Origin of the sequence: Solidesulfovibrio carbinoliphilus subsp. oakridgensis (assembly GCF_000177215.2) — a bacterium.
Taxonomy (GTDB): Bacteria; Desulfobacterota; Desulfovibrionia; order Desulfovibrionales; family Desulfovibrionaceae; genus Solidesulfovibrio; species Solidesulfovibrio carbinoliphilus.
In genome coordinates this window covers 2,826,528-2,846,650 of sequence record NZ_CM001368.1, presented here as the reverse complement: position 1 = coordinate 2,846,650, position 20,123 = coordinate 2,826,528, and the positions used below count along the sequence as shown (strand labels likewise).

18 protein-coding genes are annotated in these 20,123 nt (G+C 66.9%); 11 read left to right on the top strand and 7 right to left on the bottom strand.

Annotated elements, in window-relative coordinates; all coding sequences use genetic code 11:
• Positions 1 to 178: 178 nt before the first annotated feature.
• The 6 genes from DFW101_RS12410 (at position 179) to DFW101_RS12385 (ending at position 5,366) form a co-directional block, all read left to right on the top strand.
• A complete protein-coding gene (locus DFW101_RS12410; RefSeq protein ID WP_009181873.1) occupies positions 179 to 1,309 on the top strand; it encodes a branched-chain amino acid ABC transporter substrate-binding protein in 1,131 nt (376 codons plus the stop codon).
• 53 nt (positions 1,310 to 1,362) lie between these two features.
• The gene (locus DFW101_RS12405) at positions 1,363 to 2,280 is read left to right on the top strand and encodes a branched-chain amino acid ABC transporter permease (RefSeq protein ID WP_009181872.1); all 918 of its coding nucleotides are present in this window, start codon (positions 1,363 to 1,365) and stop codon (positions 2,278 to 2,280) included.
• On the top strand, positions 2,264 to 3,487 hold the full coding sequence (livM, locus tag DFW101_RS12400; RefSeq protein WP_009181871.1) for a high-affinity branched-chain amino acid ABC transporter permease LivM: 1,224 nt from the start codon (positions 2,264 to 2,266) through the stop codon (positions 3,485 to 3,487). Before DFW101_RS12405 ends, livM begins: the two co-directional genes overlap by 17 nt.
• 2 nt (positions 3,488 to 3,489) lie before the next feature.
• A complete protein-coding gene (locus DFW101_RS12395) occupies positions 3,490 to 4,206 on the top strand; it encodes an ABC transporter ATP-binding protein (RefSeq protein ID WP_009181870.1) in 717 nt (238 codons plus the stop codon).
• On the top strand, positions 4,196 to 4,513 hold the full coding sequence (locus tag DFW101_RS12390) for a hypothetical protein (RefSeq protein ID WP_009181869.1): 318 nt from the start codon (positions 4,196 to 4,198) through the stop codon (positions 4,511 to 4,513). The genes DFW101_RS12395 and DFW101_RS12390 overlap by 11 nt, the downstream gene beginning before the upstream one ends.
• Before the next feature lie 190 nt (positions 4,514 to 4,703).
• Positions 4,704 to 5,366, top strand: coding sequence for a hypothetical protein (locus tag DFW101_RS12385; protein WP_009181868.1), 663 nt, complete (start codon positions 4,704 to 4,706; stop codon positions 5,364 to 5,366).
• Positions 5,367 to 5,495: 129 nt separating this feature from the next.
• On the opposite strand, the gene DFW101_RS12380 is transcribed toward DFW101_RS12385, so the two are convergent.
• Together DFW101_RS12380 and DFW101_RS12375 are read right to left on the bottom strand one after the other, a co-directional pair.
• On the bottom strand, positions 5,496 to 5,843 hold the full coding sequence (locus DFW101_RS12380; protein WP_009181867.1) for a flagellar protein FlaG: 348 nt from the start codon (positions 5,841 to 5,843) through the stop codon (positions 5,496 to 5,498).
• Between the two features lie 111 nt (positions 5,844 to 5,954).
• Complete coding sequence (locus DFW101_RS12375; protein WP_009181866.1) at positions 5,955 to 6,857, bottom strand: DMT family transporter; 903 nt, start codon at positions 6,855 to 6,857, stop codon at positions 5,955 to 5,957.
• A gap of 177 nt (positions 6,858 to 7,034) precedes the next feature.
• Between DFW101_RS12375 and DFW101_RS12370 the strand changes: the two genes are divergently transcribed.
• From DFW101_RS12370 to DFW101_RS12350, 5 genes are all read left to right on the top strand, one after another.
• A complete protein-coding gene (locus tag DFW101_RS12370) occupies positions 7,035 to 7,478 on the top strand; it encodes a hypothetical protein (protein ID WP_009181865.1) in 444 nt (147 codons plus the stop codon).
• 116 nt (positions 7,479 to 7,594) lie between these two features.
• Positions 7,595 to 8,869 carry a class II fructose-bisphosphate aldolase gene (locus tag DFW101_RS12365; RefSeq protein ID WP_009181864.1) on the top strand — a complete coding sequence of 425 codons (1,275 nt, stop codon included), beginning with the start codon at positions 7,595 to 7,597 and terminating at the stop codon, positions 8,867 to 8,869.
• 147 nt (positions 8,870 to 9,016) lie between these two features.
• Positions 9,017 to 9,478 (top strand): YbhB/YbcL family Raf kinase inhibitor-like protein, encoded by a 462-nt coding sequence (locus DFW101_RS12360; RefSeq protein WP_009181863.1) that lies wholly within the window; start codon positions 9,017 to 9,019, stop codon positions 9,476 to 9,478.
• Between the two features lie 125 nt (positions 9,479 to 9,603).
• Entirely contained in the window at positions 9,604 to 11,286 is a 1,683-nt protein-coding gene (locus DFW101_RS12355; RefSeq protein WP_009181862.1) for a hydantoinase/oxoprolinase family protein, read from the top strand.
• Positions 11,280 to 12,596 (top strand): histone deacetylase family protein, encoded by a 1,317-nt coding sequence (locus DFW101_RS12350; protein ID WP_009181861.1) that lies wholly within the window; start codon positions 11,280 to 11,282, stop codon positions 12,594 to 12,596. The genes DFW101_RS12355 and DFW101_RS12350 overlap by 7 nt, the downstream gene beginning before the upstream one ends.
• A gap of 223 nt (positions 12,597 to 12,819) precedes the next feature.
• Here DFW101_RS12350 and DFW101_RS12345 read toward each other — a convergent pair whose 3' ends face one another.
• From DFW101_RS12345 to holA, 5 genes are all read right to left on the bottom strand, one after another.
• Entirely contained in the window at positions 12,820 to 15,051 is a 2,232-nt protein-coding gene (locus tag DFW101_RS12345; protein ID WP_009181860.1) for a vitamin B12-dependent ribonucleotide reductase, read from the bottom strand.
• A 243-nt stretch (positions 15,052 to 15,294) separates the two neighbouring features.
• A complete protein-coding gene (gene lon / locus DFW101_RS12340) occupies positions 15,295 to 17,811 on the bottom strand; it encodes an endopeptidase La (protein ID WP_009181859.1) in 2,517 nt (838 codons plus the stop codon).
• A 153-nt stretch (positions 17,812 to 17,964) separates the two neighbouring features.
• A complete protein-coding gene (locus DFW101_RS12335) occupies positions 17,965 to 18,240 on the bottom strand; it encodes an acylphosphatase (protein ID WP_009181858.1) in 276 nt (91 codons plus the stop codon).
• A 16-nt stretch (positions 18,241 to 18,256) separates the two neighbouring features.
• Positions 18,257 to 18,943: a RadC family protein gene (gene radC, locus DFW101_RS12330; protein ID WP_009181857.1), complete on the bottom strand. Its 687-nt coding sequence runs from the start codon at positions 18,941 to 18,943 to the stop codon at positions 18,257 to 18,259.
• Between the two features lie 93 nt (positions 18,944 to 19,036).
• A complete protein-coding gene (gene holA, locus DFW101_RS12325) occupies positions 19,037 to 20,023 on the bottom strand; it encodes a DNA polymerase III subunit delta (RefSeq protein WP_009181856.1) in 987 nt (328 codons plus the stop codon).
• Positions 20,024 to 20,123 lie beyond the last annotated feature (100 nt).

Here is a 20,123-nt window from a genome sequence, read left to right as displayed (position 1 = left end):
TGGCGTCCTTAGCAATACGCCAGTATTTTTAAGAGAGAAATTAGTTAGTAGGGTGCCATCTTAGAACGTATACACCTCTTCTGAGAAAGCGACACCGGCAACCAAGCCGCGAAAACGCCCGCAAGGCCGCACACCGCGGCGAGGAGGGCGAGACCAAGGACCACAGGAGGTTTGCGGAATGAAGACCAGAAGCATCATCCTCTCGATCCTGGCCACCTGCCTGCTGACGGCCACGGCGGCCACGGCGGCGACGCTCAAGATCGGCAGCCTGAGTCCGCTGACCGGCTCGTACGCCGCCGACGGCAACGACATCGCCAACGGCACCCGGGCCGCCATCGCGGCCATCCAGAAGGAAGGCGGCATCCCGGGCTACGACAAGATCGAGCTTTTCGCCGAGGACACCGCCTGCGATCCGCGCCAGGCCGTGGCCGCGGCCAACAAGCTGGTCAACGAGAAGGTCGTCGGCGTGGTCGGCGCCTACTGCTCCTCGGCCACCATCCCGGCCTCCGAGGCCCTGGCCGAAGCCGACATCCCCATGCTGACCCCGGCCTCCACCTCCGAAAAGGTGACCGAGCGCGGCCTGCCCTACATGTTCCGTGTCTGCGGCCGTGACGACGACCAGTCCATCGCCGCCATGAAGTTCATGAAGGATGTGCTCAAAGCCAAGACCGTCTTCATCGTGGACGACAAGACCACCTATTCCCAGGGCCTGGCCGACAACGTCGAGAAGCTGGCCGCCAAGGAAGGCATGAAGGTCATCGAGCACGACCACGTCAACCAGGGCGACAAGGACTTCTCGGCCGTTTTGACCAAGATCAAGGAAGCCAAGCCCGACGTTTTCTACATGAGCCTGCAGAACTCCGCCTCCGGCGCGCTTATGCTCATCCAGGCCAAGCGGGCCGGCGTCTCCACCGCCATCATCGGCCAGGACGCGGTCTACCACCCGCAGCTCATGGAGATCGCCAAGGACGCCGCCGAAGGCATGTACCTGACCTTTGGCTACATCGACGACACCACCCCGGCCTACAAGAAGTTCCAGGCCGCCTACGAACAGTTCGGCAAGCCCGGCGCCTACTCGGCCTACGCCTACGACGCCGCCTATTCGCTGCTTGCCGCCATCAAGGCCGCCAAGTCCACGGACCCGGCCAAGATCAAGGCCGAACTCCTCAAGACGAACATGGACGGCGCGTCCAAGAAGATCAAGTTCCAGGCCAACGGCGAGTCCGGCTCCAACTACGTCATCCGCGTGGTCAAGGACGGCAAGTTCGTCAACTACTGGGACCCCCAGACCGGCAAAAAGTACGAGTAACGGCAGACCACCCCGGGGGGAGGGCCGCCCTCCTCCCGGAAAGCGCGGAAGGCATGGAATATCTCATCCAGCAGCTCATCAACGGACTGACGCTTGGCGGCGTCTACGCCCTGGTGGCCCTCGGCTACACCATGGTCTACGGCATCATCTCGCTTATAAACTTCGCCCACGGCGAGATCTTCGCCGCCGGCGGCTACATGGGCGTGATCCTTCTAAGCTACCTGGCCTCCCACGGGCTCATGGAATCCCACCCCTGGTTCGGGCTGGCCTTTGCCCTGGTCCTGGCCATGGGCTACTGCGCCATGCTGGCCATGGCCGTGGAGAAGGTGGCCTACAAGCCCCTTCGCGGCTCCTCGCGCCTGTCGGTCCTGCTCTCCGCCCTTGGCATGTCGATCTTTCTGCAAAACGGCCTGATGCTGACCCAGGGCGTCTACGACAAGGCCTATCCCACGGAATTCACCCAGGGCGGGTTCGAATTCTGGGGCCTTCGCCTGAACTACATGCAGATCGGCATCATCGGCGTCACCGCCCTGCTTCTTTTTCTCCTCAATGCCCTGGTCTACAAGACCCGCATCGGCAAGGCCATGCGGGCCACGGCCCAGGACAAGGTCATGAGCGCCCTGGTCGGCATCAATTCCGACCGGGTCATCAGCACCACCTTCGCCATCGGCGCCATGCTGGCCGCCGCCGCCGGCATCATGGTCGGCCTCTACTACGGCTCGGTGCGCTACGACATGGGCTTCGTCCCGGGCATCAAGGCCTTTGCCGCGGCCGTTCTGGGCGGCATCGGCAACATCACCGGGGCCATGATCGGCGGACTCGTCATCGGCATGGTGGAGATCCTGGCCGCCGCCTACATTCCCCACGGCGGCGAGTACAAGGACGTCTTCGCCTTTGTCATCCTCATCCTGGTGCTCTATTTCATGCCGACCGGCATCATGGGAGAAAACGTCGATGACACGCGGGTCTAGGAAATCCTGGCTGTATTTCGGGCTGGGCCTGGCCTGGTTTTACCTCCTCCTGTGGCCGCTCATGGGCATCCGCGACGGCGGATTCCATTTCGAGGACTCCTTTCTGGTCTGGCTGCGGGTGGCCGTGGCCGCGACCATCTGCTTCGTCCTTTACCGGCTCGGCAAGCGCGGCTCCCTCGATCCGGTGCTGCGGCCCCTGGGCCAGGCCCGCGACGCCGTTTGCGGCACCCTCTCCCGGGCCCCCCGATGGATGCTCCTGGCGCCGCTCCTGGCCCTGGCCCTGGCCTATCCCATGCTGACCAACCGGTACGCCCAGGACGTGGCCATAAACGTCCTGGTCTACATCTGCCTCGGCCTTGGCCTCAATGTCGTGGTCGGTCTCTGCGGCCTGCTCGACCTCGGCTACATCGCCTTTTACGGCGTCGGGGCCTACACCTACGCCCTGCTCTCCATCCACTTCGGCCTGCCCTTCTGGGTTTGCCTGCCGGTCTGCGCCCTGTTCGCGGCCGTGGCCGGCTGCATCATCGGCTACCCGACGCTTCGCATGCGCGGCGACTATCTGGCCATCGTGACGCTCGGGTTCGGCGAGATCGTGCGCATCGTGCTCAACAACTGGATGGCGCTGACCGGCGGCCCAAACGGCCTGCTCGGCATCAAGGCCCCGGGCGTCTACGTGCCCTCCTTCACGGACGGCTCCTTTTCCTTCGAGTACCTGCTCCTTCGAAAGCTCGAATACCTCTACTACGTCATCCTGGCCCTGGCCGTTTTCACCATCGTAGCCGTCTACCGCATCAACTATTCGCGCATCGGCCGGGCCTTCGAGGCCATCCGCGAGGACGAGACCGCGGCCGAGCTGATGGGGGTGGACACCTTCCGGTTCAAGCTCCTGGCCTACGCCCTGGGCGCGGTCTTCGGCGGCCTGGCCGGAGCCTTTTTCTCGGCCCGGATGCGGTTTGTGAGCCCGGAAAGCTTCACCTTCATCGAGTCGGCCATGGTGCTGGCCATGGTCGTTCTCGGCGGCATGGGCTCGATTCCGGGCGTCATCCTCGGGGCCCTGGCCCTGGTCGCCCTGCCGGAAGTCTTCCGGGGATTCGAGCTCTACCGCATGTTGGCCTTTGGCGGGGCCATGGCCTTCATGATGCTCGTGCGCCCGGCCGGCCTGTGGCCGGCGGCGCGTCTTGGCAAACGTTCGGACGATTCGGAGTAGCCGTGGCCGCAATTCTGGAAATGCAGGGCGTCTGCGCCCACTACGGCCGCATCCAGGCCCTTCGCGACGTGTCCCTGACCGTCGGCGAGGGCGAGATCGTCACCATCATCGGGGCCAACGGCGCGGGCAAGTCCACCACGCTCATGACCATCTGCGGCATCGTCAAGGCGACCAGCGGCCACGTCCGCTACCAGGGCCGGCCCATCACCGACGTGCGGGCCGACCTGCTCCCGGCCATGGGCCTTTGCCAGGTTCCGGAAGGCCGGCGCATCTTCCCCCGGCTGACCGTGCGCGAAAACCTCGACATGGGGGCCTTTTTCCGCCGCGACGCCGACGGCATCGAAGCCGACCTCGGCCTCGTCTACCGCCTCTTCCCGGTCCTTTTCGAGCGGCGCCGGCAGCACGGCGGCACGCTGTCCGGCGGCGAACAGCAGATGCTGGCCATCGCCCGGGCCCTCATGAGCCGGCCGAAAATGCTCCTCCTCGACGAGCCGTCGCTTGGCCTCTCGCCCATGATCTCCCAGCACATTTTCCGCATCATCCGAAACGTCAACGAGGAGCGGGGCATGACCATCCTGCTCGTCGAACAAAACGCCAACATCGCGCTCAAACTCGCCGACCGGGCCTACGTCCTCGAAACAGGCGCCGTGGTCATGGAAGACAAGGCCGACCGGCTGCGCGAAAACACGGACATCAAGAAGGCCTACCTTGGACAATAGCGCCGCCTCGCCCGCCCCGACCCTCACCCCCGCCTCCGCCCAAACCCTGGACGCCATCCTCTCGCGCCTGCGTCCCGACACCGTCCCGGCCGTGCGCGCCGCCATTAAGGACGCCATCGGCCGCCAGTTCGGCCCCGAGCCCGACCCCGCCACCCTCGCCCGATTCCTGGACGACATCCGGGTGGCCCAGTCCATGTCCGGCATCGACATCGACTACGCCGAGCACTACACCCACATGCACGACGCCGGCGTCGAATTCATGCGCCTCATCCAGGCCGTCAAAGCGGCCGACAAAGATTACAAGTAGGAAGAGAAAGAGAAGAAAAGATGCCTCCGGCGGCCGGGAGGGGCTAAGCCCCTCCCGGACCCTCCCTAACGGGAGACCGGGGGCTGCCGTCGCCCTCTCGCGCCCTGTTTCCTGCTGTCCCTTCCAGGGGGTCCGGGGGGGATGATCCCCCCCGGCCGCCGGAGGCATCTTAATTCCTTCGGAGACGCACATGACGAAAATCGACGACATCATCGTGCGGTTGGAGGCCTTGGAGAAGGAGCTGTCCGAGGCGTTCGACGAGGCCGGCGCCGATGTCCGCTCCACCATCGGGCGCGAGAAGGTCCGCTTCACCAAGGAAGTGCGGCGCCAGCACCGGCTTCTGGCCAAGAAGTGGGCGTCCTACGTCTACGAGTCCGGGTTTTTGATGCTCCTGACCATTCCGGTCATCTGGGGCGCGCTCCTGCCGGCCCTGCTCATGGACCTGACGGTCAGCATCTACCAGACGGTGTGCTTCCCCATCTACGGCATCCCCAAGGTCCGGCGCGGCGAGTACATCGCCATCGACCGCTACGCCCTGTCCTATTTGAACTGGATCGAAAAGCTCAACTGCGCCTACTGCGGCTACTTCAACGGCCTGCTCGGCTACGTGCGCGAAGTGGCCGGCCGCACCGAGCAGTACTGGTGCCCCATCCGCCACGCCCGCACGCCCAAGGCCACCCACTCCCGCTACCGCTTCTTCCTGGAATACGGCGACGCCCAGGGCTACCACGACCGCATGGAGGCCGTGCGCCACGGCTTCGACGACCTGCGCGCCCGGGGCGAGGGACGAGAAGAGGCCTCCGGCGGCCGGGGCGAGAAAAGGAAAGAGGCCTCCGGCGGCCGGGGGGAATGATCCCCCCCGGACCCCCTCGATGGGGGGGCCAGATCCCCGCGCCCCCTTTGAAAGTTTTTGGGAAGGGGTCCGGGGGAACCCTTTTTTTCAAAAAAGGTTCCCCCGGCCGCCGGAGGCATGCTTTTTTCTTCAGGCGGACTTGTCGATGATGGCCTGGCTGGCGAATTCGCGCAGGATGGCCGATTCCTTGAGCCATTCGTCGTCCGGGAGCTTTCGGAGCACCCGGCCGGTGGCCGCGTCGCGGACTTGCGCCTGGACGATGCCGGTGGCCTCGTCGATGACCAGCCGGATGTGGCGGGAGGGGAAGATGGCCGCGATGTCGACGGTATCGGCGTCGCGCTGGTGCTCGTTGGCGGCCGCTGGCGTGGGCGGCTGGGGCCGGGCCGGGCCCGAGGCCTGGGTCGTTTGGCCGGCCTGGGACGCCTGGGCTGCCTGGACGGCGGCCGGGGCGGGGAAAAGGGTGTCGATCTTGTCCATGGTTCCGTGGGGTTCCGTGGGGTTCCGTGGGGTTCCGTGGGGTTTCGTGGATTTCCCGTCCGACCGGGGCCGTGCTTCTCTTTCTCCTATCGGACCCGGGCCGGGCCTTCTTTAGCCTGCCGCGCCGGTCTGGCCCGCCGTGGGCAACGGCGCGCGCAGCCGCTCCCGGGCCCCGTCCCACACGGTCAGGAGCACCGAGCCGATGATGAGTCCGGCCCCGAGATAGCCGAGCGTGCCGAACCGTTCGCCGAACATGGCGTAGGCGAGGACCGCCGCGATGACCGGCTCGAGCGTGGCCACCACCGCCGCCCGGGTGGCCTCCAGGCGCTTTAAGCCCGCGTAATAGAGCGAATAGGCCCCGTAGGTCGACAGGACGGCCAGGGCCAGGCACGGCACCGCCCCGGCCAGGGTCGGCCGGGTGAAGTGGACAAAGGGCAGCATGGCGAACGCTCCGACCGGCAGGGCATAAAGAAAGAGCGTGGGCGTGCGGTAGCGGCCGAGGTAGTATTTCCCGAAGATGTAGTAGAGGGCGTAGGTCACGCCCGAGAGCAGGCCGAAACCGATGGCCCGGGCACTGAAGGCCGCCTGCCCGGAGAAGCCGGGTCCCAGGCTGACCCCGGCCACGCCGGCGATGGTGGCCATGACGGCCGCCACCTTGTAGCCGCCCATGGACTCCTTCAGAAACAGCCAGGACATGAGGGCCACCCAGGCCGGGGCGGTGTAGAGGAGCACCGAGGCCAGGGCCGCGCCGCCGGCCTCCACGGCCACGACATAGGCCCCGAACAGGCCGGCGATGCCGGCCACGCCGAAGCCGATCACGGCCGGCAGGTCGCGCGGGGCGATGCGGGTCTCGCGGTTTTTGACGGCCTGGCCGGCGAAAAACACCCAGGCCACGGCCGCGCGCCAAAAAGCCACTTCCACCGTGTCCATGCCGGCGGCAAAGGACAGTTTGGAAAGGGGGCCGATCAGCCCCCACAGGGCGGCGGCGCAAAGGACGTAGGCGTATCCGGCCATGCTCGCTCCAGGCCGGAAGGCATATCCCGGCGTGGGTTGCTGCTACCAGAAAGCCGTGCGGGATGAAAGGGAAAAGCCCCGGCCGAAGGGGGCGAATCCGGCCTCTTTGTTGATTGTTTCGGCCAGCCGTACTATGGCTGGAAAGGATGCGCCCCATCGGGCGCAAAAGGAGCGGGCATGCTGTCGCGCAAGCTTTTCTGTGTCAATGACCCCACCCACGCCGACTTCGGCTGGGCCGCGGAGAGCCGTTTTCTGCACCTGCGCAAATACGACGCCTGCGGCAACACCACGTCCCAATGGACCTTTCCCCTGGCCGAGACCGAGACCGGGGCCCTCACCTGCTCGGTCTGCGGCGGCGAGGTCTTCGTGGCCGGTCTGCCGGCGGCCGGCGGCGACGTGGTGTCCTGCGATCTTCTCGGCAAGTGCCAGTCTGAGCCCGGCGACGCCAACCTGGCCCGCCTTGACGCCCTGGCCGCCCGGCTGGCCGAGATTCCCTTCCCGGTGGAGCGGGCCCGCATCGCTTCGAGCGTGGCCGCCCTCCTGCGGGCCGTGGCCGACAACCCGGCCGCCAGGGCCATCCTGGAGCGCCACGGGGTCCAGGATATTTTCCCGGCGCAGTAGCGCCGACGCCCGGTTTCTGGAAGAAAGGACAAGTACCACCGGCGGGCCGCGTCCCGGTCCGCCGCCATCACGCATGCCAAGGGCCGCGCGGCCGGCCACGAAGCAAGGAGGAATGCATGACCACGTCGGATACCGCGTTCGAACAAGCCCTTTCCGTCGGCCGTCCGCCGAACGTCAAAAAGCTTTTCCCGCATTCGAGGGCCCTTCTCGTCAGCGGCAAGGCCGTGGACCGGGCCATGCTTAAAAAGGGCCACGCCATGACCATCGCGGCCAACTCCCGCAGCAACTTCGTGCTGCGCGGGGCCCTGCTCGCGGCCCAGCGGGCCAACGCCGCCGTGATCCTCGAAATCGCCCGCTCGGAATCCAACTACTGCAACGTGACCATGTGGAACATCGCCCGGCAGGCCGACCAGGCCATGAACGAGCTCGGCATCACCGTGCCGGTGGCCATCCACGCCGACCACTACGGCATCAAGAAGCCGGGCGACGTGGCCGAGGCCAAGCTCGAGATCCCGACGCTGTTCGAGGCCGGGATCACCTCCATCGCCATCGACGCCTCCCACCTGCCGGACGAGGAAAACCTGCTGGCCAACATCGAGCTGGCCCCCTTTGTCCCGTCCTGGGCCGGCTACGAGACCGAGGTCGGCGAGATCAAGGGCAAGTCCGGCCTGTCCACCCCCGAGGAGGCCCTGTTCCTCATCCAGGGGCTCAATGCCAACGGCATCCACCCGGACTGGATCGCCCTCAACAACGGCACCACCCACGGCATCGAGGCCTCGGCCACGGGCATCCAGGTGGACCTGACCGCCCGCATCCACGAGGCGCTCGCCCCCTACGGCATCTCCGGGGCCCAGCACGGCACGTCGGGCAACTCCTCGGAGAAGCTCAAGGAAATCGCGGCCAAGACCGCCACCACCAAGGCCAACGTGGCCACGGCCCTGCAGATGATCTCCTGGGGTGTGGCCGTCAACGACTACGGCAACGCCATCATGGACGCGGCCGGCAACTTCATCAAGGAGCCGGGCAAGGGCCTCGACGAGGCCCTGTGGGCCGAAATGGCGGCCTATGCCGGCGGCAAGGCCATCAAGGCCGGGGACTACAAGAAGCTCAACTGCGTTTTCGAAAACAAGCTGCTGGCCCAGCCCCGGGCCGTGCGGGAGCGCATGTCCGAAGCCGTGGCCGAGTTCGTGGCCTGGCTCCTGACCGACGTCTTCAATGCCAGGGACACCGCCCCCCTGGCCATCGAAGCCCTGCTCGCCGCCGGCTCCTATGACCTCGGCCCCAAGGCCGGCGTCATCGAGGCCCCGGCCGCCTGGACCCGGGAGCAGATCCTGGAGCGGGCCAAGAGCCTGTCCAAGGACAAGGGGCCGGAAGGTGATTTCGACGACTAACCGGGCCGGCCGGGGCTTTTTTGCCCCGCCTCGCCTCCCAGCCGGGGGATGCCTTCCCCCGGCTCCCCGCAGGGGAGGAAGCCGGCCACCGCAACAGGGTGCCTTACGCGGCACGGACCGGCCGCATCGCGGTCCGAGGAGGCTCGCATGGCCATGACCCTGACGTCGCCGGCCTTTGCCCACGAAGGCGACATCCCCAAGCGCCACACCTGCGACGGGGCCGACCTGTCGCCGCCGCTCGTTTTTTCCGGCATCCCGGCCGGCACGGCCAGCCTGGCCGTGGTCTGCGACGACCCCGACGCCCCGGCCGGGGTCTGGGACCACTTCGTGCTCTATAACCTCTCTCCCGGCACCCCGGGCCTGCCCGAAGGCCTGCACGGGGCCGAGCGGTATCCGGACGGGAGCCTGGCCGGCCGCAACAGCTGGGGGCGCCTCGGCTACGGCGGCCCCTGCCCGCCGCGCGGCACCCACCGCTACTACTTCACGCTCTACGCCCTGGACGCCCTGCTCAACCTCGCCCCCGGCGCCACCAAGGCCGACCTGCTGCGGGCGGCCAAGGACCACATCCTGGCCGCGGCCACCCTCATGGGGCGCTACCGGCGGGGTTGAACCCGGCGCCTCCCGGCCCAAAAGCGTTCCCGCCCTGGCGGTGCGGTTCGCGGACGGGATCGTCTCGCAGGCTTCCCCGGCTGCCACGTCTCGACGCCGGCCGTACATGATGCTAGGGGTTTTGAATGCTTCTTGGCATCGACGTCGGCGGCACCCATACGGACGCGGTCCTGATCGGCCGGGACGGCGTTGTGGCCTGCGCCAAGCTGCGCACCAACCACGACGACCTGCTCGCCTCCATCCGCGAGGTCCTCTCGAGCATCGTGGCCGTGGCCGGGCCCGGCGGCGTGGCCCGCTTAAACCTGTCCACCACCCTTTCCACCAACGCCATCATCGAGGGCACGGCCGACCCGGTCGGCGTCCTCGTCTCCGGGGGCCCTGGCATCGACCCCGAGGCCTACCGGATCGGGGACCACTATTTCGTCCTGCCCGGGGCCATCGACCACCGGGGCCGGGAAACCGCCCCCCTGGACGCCGACGCGGCCCGGGCCGCCGTGGCCGCCTGCCACGAGGCCGGAGTCCGGGTCCATGCGGCGGTCACCAAATTCTCCACCCGCCACCCGGACCAGGAGATGGCCCTGGCCGCCCTGCTCGCCGGCCGCTCGGACTGCGTGTCGCTCGGCCACGCCTTTTCCGGCCGCCTGGGCTTTGGCCGGCGCATCGCCACGGCCTACTGCAACAGTGCGGTGTGGCGCATCTACAACCGGTTTTGCGATGCCGTGGAACAGTCGGTCACGGAACTCGGCCTCGCGCCCGGCATCATCAACGTGCTCAAGGCCGACGGCGGCACCATGCCGCTTACCGTGTCCCGGTCGCTGCCGGTCCAGTCCATCCTGTCGGGCCCTGCCGCCTCGGTCATGGGTATCATTGCCGTGTGCGACATCGTCGAGGATTCGGTCATCCTCGACATCGGCGGCACCACCACCGACATCGCGGTCTTTGCCGCCGGGGCCCCGCTGATCGAAAACGAGGGCATCGCCATCGCCGGCCGCCCGACCCTGGTCCGGGCCCTGCGCACCCGGTCCATCGGCGTCGGCGGCGACTCGGCCCTGACCGTCAGCCGCGAATCGGTCCGGGTCGGCCCGCGCCGCCTGGGGCCGCCCATGGCCCTTGGCGGCCCGGTCCCGACCCTGGTCGATGCCCTCAATATCCAAAACGTCATCGCCCTTGGCGACCCGCGCGCCTCCTACCAAGGCATCGCCGCCGCCGGCGCGCCCTTCGGCTTCGATCCCGAAGAGGTGGCCGACGCCGCCATTTTAAACGCCGTCAACCAGATCCGCTCGGAAGTGGCGGCCTTTGTCCGGGAAATAAACGACCGGCCGGTCTACACCATCTTCGACCTGCTCGAAGGCAGGACCGTCAAGCCGACCCGGGTCTACGTCATGGGCGGCCCGGCCCTGGCCCTCTCGGCCCTGTTGCAGGACGCCTTTTCCGAAGAGGTGGTGGTGCCCGAGAGCTTTGCCGTGGCCAACGCCATCGGCGCGGCCCTGGCCCGGCCGACCTTCTCGGTGGAGCTTTTCGCGGACACGGCCACCGGCCGGCTGACCATCCCGTCTCTGGGCGTGGCCCGGTCCGTGGCCGGCAACTTCAGCCCGGCCGCGGCCGAAGGCGAAGCCGCCACCCGCCTGCGCGACTACCTCTCCGCCACCGGCGCGGACCCAGGCGAGGCCCCGGTCGAGACCGTGGAGCTCTCCTCGTTTCCCATGGTCGAGGGCCAGGTCCAGGTCGGCCACAACATCCGGGTGGCCTGCCAGGTCCGGCCGGGCATCCTTTCGGCCTACAAAAAGGCGGTGTCCCAGTCATGCTGAAAGCCGGCCGGAGCCTTGGCATCGTCTTTTTCCCGGCCTTTGACTGGGCCATCTCCCCGACCCACCCGGAACGCCAGGAGCGCCTCCTCTACACCCAGGACCAGTTGCGGGAAGAGGGCGTCTTCGACATCGCGGGCATACGCGAACTCAAACCCGACCTGGCCACGGCCGCCGACGTCTCCCGCGTCCACTTCTGCTTCCCCGAAGTCGCCGCCGTCACCACGCCCTCCCACCTCGTTTCGGCCGGCGGGGCCATCCGGGCCGCCCGGGCGGTCCTTGAAAAAGACTCCCAAAAGGCCTTCGCCCTGGTCCGGCCGCCCGGCCACCATGCCATGAAGGTGGTCCACGGGGCGCGCGGCTTTTGCAACATCAACATCGAAGCCGTGATGATCGAATGGCTGCGCGAACGGTTCGGACCCCTTCGCGTCGCCGTCGTGGACACCGACTGCCACCACGGCGACGGCACCCAGGACGTCTACTGGCACGACCCGGACACCCTTTTCATTTCGCTCCACCAGGACGGCCGCACCCTCTATCCCGGCACCGGCTACCCGACCGAACAGGGCGGCCCCCAGGCCCTCGGCGCGACCGTCAACGTGCCGCTCCCCCCCGGCACCTCGGACGAAGGGTTCCTCTTCGCCATGCGCGAGGTCGTCATGCCGCTGATCGAGGACTTCAAGCCCGATCTCATCGTCAATTCCGCCGGCCAGGACAACCACTTCTCCGACCCCATCACGGACATGGCCTTCTCGGCCCAGGGCTATGCCCAACTGACCGAGCTGCTGCAGGCCGACATCGCCGTCCTCGAAGGCGGCTACGCCATCCAGGGCGCCCTGCCCTACGTCAACCTCGGCCTGGTCCTGTCCATGGCCGGCCTCGACTACTCCCACGTGCGCGAACCCGGCTTCGATCCCGAGGCCATCCGCCAGCCGGCCAAGGTCACGGCCTACATCGAGGACGTCTGCCGCGACATCCTGAAGCTGGCCCGCCATCCCAAGGGCCCGGGCAAGGGCGACCTCGTGAATGGCTGGTTCACCCGCCGCAAGACCCTTTACTACGACACCGACGCCATCACCGAGTACCAGACCGAGTCCGTCCGCCTGTGCGACCACTGCCGGGGCGTTATGACCTACGAAACCGAATCCACCCGAAATCCCCTCTGCCTCGGCGTGGAAGCGCCCCTCGGCGCCTGCGAAAAATGCGTCGAGGAAGCCTACCGCATCTACGAAGCCGGGCAGATCAAAGGCGAATTCCGCCATCTGCAGCTCATCGACCGCGTCGGGAAGAACTACGCCAGCTACACGGGGTGAAGTGGAGAAGAGAGAAGAGAAGATGCCTCCGGCGGCCGGGAGGGGGTCACCCCCTCCCGGACCCACCCGACCTGGAAACGACAAAGGGCGGTCCCATGGCAGAACCGCCCTTTGTCGTTTCGTGCCCCCATTCGGGGGGTCCGGGGGGCGTGACGCCCCCCGGCGGAGAGGTCCAGGAGAGGCAGAGCCTCTCCTGGCCGCCGGAGGCATCTTCCTCTTTTTACTACCCGCACTTGGTGTAGCCGCAGGCCTTGCAGGCGTGGCAGCCTTCCTCGAAGACCAGTTCGCCGCCGCAGTCCGGGCACTGGGGATGGCCGAGGTTGCCGGTGTCGTCCTGGATCTTGCGGCCTTGCAGGTAGCGGTTTTCGAGCACCCAGGACACGGCGTCCGGGATGGACAGGAGCAGGCCCTTTTTCTGGAAAACCGGGTTCTCGCCGCCGATGCCCTTGAGCTGGCCGACGATGGAGGACACTTCCACCCCGGCCCGGAGGGCCAGGGACACCAGCCGGCCGATGGCCTCGGCCTTGGCGGTCACGGACCGGCCGGACTTGCCGATGGTGGCAAAGACCTCGAAGGGCTTGCCGTCGATTTCGTTGACGGTCAGGTAGAGATCGCCGAGGCCCGTTTTGACCTTCTGGGTGAAGCCGAGGACGATATCCGGCCGCATGCGGACCTTGCTTTGGGTCTTGGCCGGGGCGGGCGTCGCACCGTCGCCGGTGCACAGGACCTGGCCGGCCTTGCAGCCGTCGCGGTAGACGGTGACGCCCTTGCAGCCCAGTTCGTAGGCCAGCCGATAGATCTCGCGGATGTCGTCCTGGGTGGCGTCGTTTGGCAGGTTGACGGTCTTGGACACGGCGTTGTCGGTGTACTTCTGGAAGGCGGCCTGCATCTTGAGGTGCCAGACCGGTTCGATGTCCATGGCCGTGACAAAGACCTCGCGCAGTGCGTCCGGCAGCATGCCGATGTGGGCAATGGAGCCCTTGCGCGTGACCTCCTCCATGAGGCTGTCGGAGTAGGCGCCGGCTTCCTTCATGGCGTTGACGAAATGGACGTTGGCCTCGACCAGCTTTTCGCCGTCCATGACATGGCGGGAGAAGGCCAGGGCGAAGAGCGGCTCGATGCCCGACGAGCAGCCGGCGATGATGGACAGCGTGCCGGTGGGGGCGATGGTGGTGGTGGTGGCGTTCCTGTAGGGGCCGAGGTTGCGCTTGCCGAAGATGGAGTCCGGGTAGGCCGGGAAGGGGCCGCGTTCGGCGGCCAGGGCCTTGGAGGCGGACTTGGACTCGCCTTGGATGGTATCCATGATCCTTTCGGCCAGTTTCAGGGCCTCGGTGCTGTCGTAGGGGATGTGCAGGAGGTAGAGCAGGTCGGCAAATCCCATGAGCCCCAGGCCGATCTTGCGGTTGGCTTGCACCATGTCCGTGATCTGGTCCAGGGGATAGCGCGAGGCGTCGATGACGTTGTCGAGAAAGCGCACGGCCAGGTGCACGGTCTCGGTGAGCCCCGCCCAATCGATGCCGTCCGGCGCGGCCGGGTCGTGGAACACGGCCAGATTGACGGAACCGAGGTTGCAGGCCTCGTAGGGGAGGAGCGGCTGCTCGCCGCAAGGATTGGTGGACTCGATTTCGCCAAGGGCCGGGGTGGGGTTGTCGCGGTTGATGCGGTCGATGAAGACGATGCCCGGATCGCCGGATTCCCAGGCCTTGCGGACGAGGAGGCTGAAGACGTCGGCCGCGCTTTGCCGGCCGACGACCGCCTTGTCGCGCGGGTCGATCAGGTCGTAGTCCTCGCCTTTTTCCACGGCCTGCATGAACCGTTCGGTGAGCGCCACCGAGATGTTGAAATTTTGCAGCTCGTTTTCGCGTTCCTTGCAGGTGATAAATTCCAGGATGTCCGGGTGATCCACGCGCAGGATGCCCATGTTGGCCCCGCGCCTGGTGCCGCCCTGCTTGACCTGTTCGGTGGCGGTGTTGAAAATCCGCATGAACGAGACCGGTCCCGAGGCCACGCCGCCCGTGGACCCGACCCGGGCCTTTTTCGGCCGCAGGCGCGAGAAGGAGAAGCCGGTGCCGCCGCCGGACTTGTGGATCAGGGCCGCGAACTTCACGGCGTCGAAGATCTCCTCCATGGAATCGCCGACCGGCAGCACGAAGCAGGCGGCCAACTGGCCAAGGGGCGTGCCGGCGTTCATGAGGGTGGGGGAGTTGGGCAGAAACCGCATGCCGACCATCAGGTCGTAGAACCTGCGGGCCAGGTCCTCGGGGGCGAAGGGGGAGTTGCCGTACTTGGCCTCCTCGGCAGCGATGGCCGCGGCCACGCGCCAGAAAAGCCCGCGCACGTCCTCGAGCGGGCTTCCGTCCGGCCCCTTCATGAGATAGCGCTTGGCCAGGACCACCTGGGCGTTGGCGTTGACGGCGGCCTCGGGCAGATCGACGGGCAGGGGAAGGGTGGTCATGGGCGGCGGTTCCTCGCTTGCGGTGTCTGAAAAAGATGCGGCCGCCCGGGGCGGCTGCGAAAATTAGTTTTGGTATACAGGGCTGTTACGGCTCAGACAGACAGGAGGGGAGAGAACCCCTCCTGCCGTCCAGGCTTACAATAGTCCCGCTTGAAAAGCCATTGCCTCTTTGCGGAGAGCCGGGACGAAAAAAAGGCCGGAACCAGCGTCCCGGCCTTTTGCATCTGTCATGGTGGAGCCGTTTTAGGCGTTCCCGGTCTCCCCGGATTCGCCGTTTTCGCCGGGTTCGACGGGCGGAATCTTTTTTTCGACCGCCGCCGCCTTTTCCGGGGTCACGGCGCTGGCCAGCGGCCAGACCTCGTCGATGCGCTCGACCGGGAAGACCTTGACCCGGCCGCGCAGGTCGCGGGGGATGTCGCGCAGGTCCTTCATGTTCTGGGCCGGGATGATGATCCGCTTCATGCCGGCGGCCACGGCGGCCAGCACCTTTTCCTTGATGCCGCCGACCGGCAGGACCCGGCCGCGCAGGGTGATCTCGCCGGTCATGGCCACGTCGCTGCCGACCCGCTGGTTGGTCAGGGCGGAAATGAGCGCCGTGACCAGGGTGACGCCGGCCGACGGACCGTCCTTGGGCGTGGCTCCGGCCGGGACGTGGATGTGGATGTCGTTTTTCTCGAAGATCTCGGGGTTGATGCCGAGTTCCTTGGCCCGGGACTTGGCGTAGGTGAGGGCCGCCTGGGCCGATTCCTTCATGACGTCGCCAAGCTTGCCCGTGAGCTGCAGGCCGCCCTTGCCCGGAAGCGTGGCCACCTCGATGTGGAGAATGGCCCCGCCGACCGGCGTCCAGGCCAGCCCCACGGCCACGCCCGGCGGCAGCTCGGCCTCGCGCTCGTCGTCCATGAAATAGGCCGGTCCGAGAAGCTTTTCCAGGGACGCGGCCGTGACCCGGAACGGCGGCTTCTCGCCCTCGGCCTTCTTGCGGGCCACCTTGCGGGCGACCGACCCGACCTCGCGTTCGAGGTTTCGAAGCCCGGCCTCGCGGGTGTAGTCGCGGATGATCCGGGCCAGGACCTGGTCGGAGAGGACCATGTCGTCTTTGGCCAGGCCGTTTTCCTCGATCTGGCGCGGCAGGATGTAACGCCTCGCGATCTTGATCTTTTCCTGCTCGGTGTAGCCCGGGAGCCGGATCAGTTCCATGCGGTCCAGGAGCGGGGCCGGGATGGTGTCCAGGATGTTGGCCGTGCAGATGAACATGACCTTGGACAGGTCGAAGGGCACGTTCAGGTAGTGGTCGGAGAAGGAGAAGTTCTGCTCCGGATCGAGGACCTCAAGGAGGGCCGAGGACGGGTCGCCCCGGAAGTCCGAGCCGACCTTGTCGATCTCGTCGAGCATGATGACCGGGTTTCTGGTGCCGGCCTGCTTGATGCTCTGGATGACCCGGCCGGGCATGGACCCGATGTACGTCCGCCGGTGGCCGCGGATCTCGGCCTCGTCCCGCATGCCGCCGAGGGACATGCGCACGAACTTGCGGCCCAGGGCCCGGGCGATGGACCGGCCAAGGGAGGTCTTGCCGACGCCGGGCGGGCCGACGAAGCAGAGGATGGGGCCCTTCATGCCGGGATTGAGCTTTCTGACGGACAGGTATTCGAGGATGCGCTCCTTGACCTTTTCCAGGTCGAAGTGGTCCTCGTCCAGGATCCGCTTGGCTTCCTTGATGTCGAGGCGGTCCTTGGACAGCTTTTTCCAGGGCAGGTCCACCAGCCAGTCGAGGTAGGTGCGGATGACGCCGGCCTCGGACGAGTCGGGGTGCATGGACACAAGCCGTTTGAGCTGCTTGTCCGATTCCTTTTTCACTTCCTTGGGCATGCCGGCCTTGTCCAGGGCCTCCTTGAGCTCTTCGAGCTCGTCGGATTCCTCGCCGCCCTCGCCGAGTTCCCGGCGGATGGCCTTCATCTGCTCGCGCAGGAAGAAGTCCTTTTGGGCCTTGTCCATGCCTTCCTTGGCCATGTTCTGGATCTTGGCCTGCATGGTCGCGACTTCCGCTTCCTTGACCAGCTGTTCGTTGACCAGGCGCAGCCGCTCGATGGGGTCCTCGCATTCGAGCAGACGCTGGGCCTCTTCGACCCGCATCCGCAGGTTGGAGGCCACCAGATCGGCCAGGCGGCCGGGCTCGTTGACGCTGTTTAAAACAGCCATGATGTCGGCCGAAGCCATGCCGCGAAGGGACAGGATCTTTTCGCTCTGTTCCCTGGCGGCCCGCATCATGGCCTCCTGTTCCAGGGTCACTTCCTTGGACTCGCGCTCGCCGATGATCTCCACCTTGGCCAGGTGGAAGGGGTCCGACGAGATGAAATGCTCGACCCGGGCCCGGGTCAGGCCCTGGACCAGGACCTTCAGGCGGCCGTCGGGCATTTTCAGCATGCGCATGATCATGCCGACCGTGCCGACCCGGTGCAGGTCGTCCTCGCCCGGCTCGTCCACCTTCTCGTCCTTCTGGGTCAGGATGAGGATGTAGCGGGAGCCGTTTATGGCCGCGTCCACGGCCTGGACGGATTTGTCCCGGCCGACGAAGAGCGGCAGAATCATGTAATTGAAGACCACGATGTCGCGCACGGCCAGGACCGGCAGCTCGAGGGGAATGTCAGGCTGGTTTTTGTCCTCGCTTTCGCTGGCCATGGGGGCCTCGCTGCCGCCGGGCGCGTCATCGGGGGCCGGGGCGGCGTCTTCGGGGGTCTTTTTGGGATCGAACTCGTTGTCCATGCTTGCCATACTCCTCTCTCGCATCCGCTCCCCGGAGGCCGGGGGAGGGGCGGTTGGGTGCGCTACCAGGGAAAGGACGCGCGGCCGGGATCGCCGAGCCGTGCGGCAAAGGCCCGGGACGCGCGAAAAAAAACCGGAGGCCGGGGGCGGGCCCTAGCCCCGGATTTCAAACTCCGTATAGGTCTTGTCGTGGTCGGTCAGGCGGGCATCGACCGACTCCACCCGGGACAGGGGCGAGCCCTGGGGCAGGCGTTCCTTCAGGGCGGCAAGGGCCTCGTCCGGACCCTGGGCCAGGATTTCCACCGCGCCTTCCCGGAGGTTTCTGACCCAGCCCGTGAGGCCGAGGCTTTTGGCCTGGTCGAAGACCCAGGCCCGAAAGTACACGCCCTGGACCTTGCCGTACACCGTCGCATGCAGACTTGGCGTCATGGGGACCTCCTTGCCGTTACAACATGCCTTCGGACTGGAAGCTGAAAAACCGGTCATCCGTGACCACCAGGTGGTCAAGGACCCGCAGGTCGATTTCCCGGGCCGCGGTTCGGATGCGCCGGGTGAAGTCGATGTCCTGGACCGAGGGCCGGGGATCGCCGCTTGGGTGGTTGTGCACGAGGATCATGCCGCTGGCGTTGTGCCGCAGGGCCACGCCGAGGACCTCGCGGGGATAGACCGCAGCCTGGTCGATGGTGCCCTTGCTGACCTGCTCCCAGCCGATGAGCCTGTTTTTGGTGTCGACCAAGGCCATCCAGAACTCCTCGTGCTCCCTGGCCCCGATCCGGGCCCGGGCCATGTCGGCCACGATCTCCGGGGAGTTGCACACCATCCGGTCCCTGGCCGGCTGCTCATGGAACCGGGCCCAGGCCTCGCGCCACAAGGCCAGGAATTCCTCGGCCCCGGGGCCGAACCCCGGCACGTCGCGCAACTCCTCGGTCCGGGCCAGGAGCGTGCCGCGCAGGCTGCCGAACCGGGCCAGAAGCTCCTTGGCCAGGGGCTTGGTGTCGCGGCGCACGATCACATAGCCCAAGAGAAGCTCCAACACTTCATAGTCCGCCAAGGCCCGGGGGTTTTCCAAAAGCCGGTCCTTCAGGCGCCGGCGATGGCCCAGGTAGTGCGGAGGTTCTTTCTTAGTAAGCATAATTGCAGATCCGGGCAAGGCTTTCCCGCGAATTGGAGGGGTTTTTCCAGGAAAAGGCGGGGAAAACGGCGGGAAAACGCCGGGCCGGCCTGGTCATCCCCGGCCCCTTTGCCCCTGGTTCCCCCCGAAAAGGCGGAAAAGTTCGGCTGTCAGATACTCCATGGCCTGATCCGGCCGCCGGGTGCCGGATTTGATGCCGGCCTCGGCCGCGAAGGCGGCCTCAAAGAGGCGCGTGAGGCCCGAAGCGCCGAGCCGCCGGGCCAGGGCCTGCTTTTTTTGCAGCACGTACGGCGGCAAACGCACGTCCCCGGCCTCGCCGGCGGCGATCCGCCACATGATCCGGGCCTCGTAGAGGAGAAGCCCGAGAAAAGGAAAGATCATCTCCTCGCCGGCCAGCTGCTTGCCGCCGATCTCCCGCCAGACCGAGGCCGGATCCCGGCCGCCGGCCAGGGCGTCCAGGAACTCGAACCCGTCCATGCCCTCGTGGTAGCTGACCTCGGCCAGGTCGCCGCGTTCGATGGTGGTCCGTTCGCCAAGGGCCAGCTCGAGCTTGGCCAGCTCGTTGTCGGCCCGGGCCAGGTCCGGGGGCAGGGCGGCGGCCAGCCCCTCGGCCACGCCCGGCTCGAAGGCCAGGCGACGCCGGGCGGCCCAGTCGGCCAGCAGCGGCCCCATGTCCCGGCGGGTGAGCCCCGGCACGGTCAGGAACCATTTGCGCTTCCCGGCCACCTTGAAATAGGGCTGGTCGGCCAGGGCCTTGGGAATCTTCGGCCCTTTGCGGTCAAAGGGGCCTTCCAGGCAGAAAAAAGGCCACACCGAGGCGTTGAACCCCGAAAGGGCGGACGTGAGCTTCGGCCACAACTCCGCCGGGCAGGCCTCGGCCCGGCGGACCACCACGGCCCGCTGCCCGGCGAAAAGGCTGCCCACGGTCAGCGCGCTCCAGAAGGGGGCAGAAAGCTCCTCGTCCCCCCAGAACACTTCCTTGACGAATTGCTGGCCGGACTCGGCCAGGAGCCGGTCCACGCGCTCCCGGGTGATCTCGGGGTCCGGGCAGGCCAGAAAGGTGAAACCAGGTCGCTTCATGGCGCCAGAGTAGCCGAGGCCCGGCCGGGGAGCAACGTCGGCAGGGGCGGCGGGCCGGGGAGGGCGGCGATTTTCCGGAAAGGCCGCCCGGCCGGCCCGG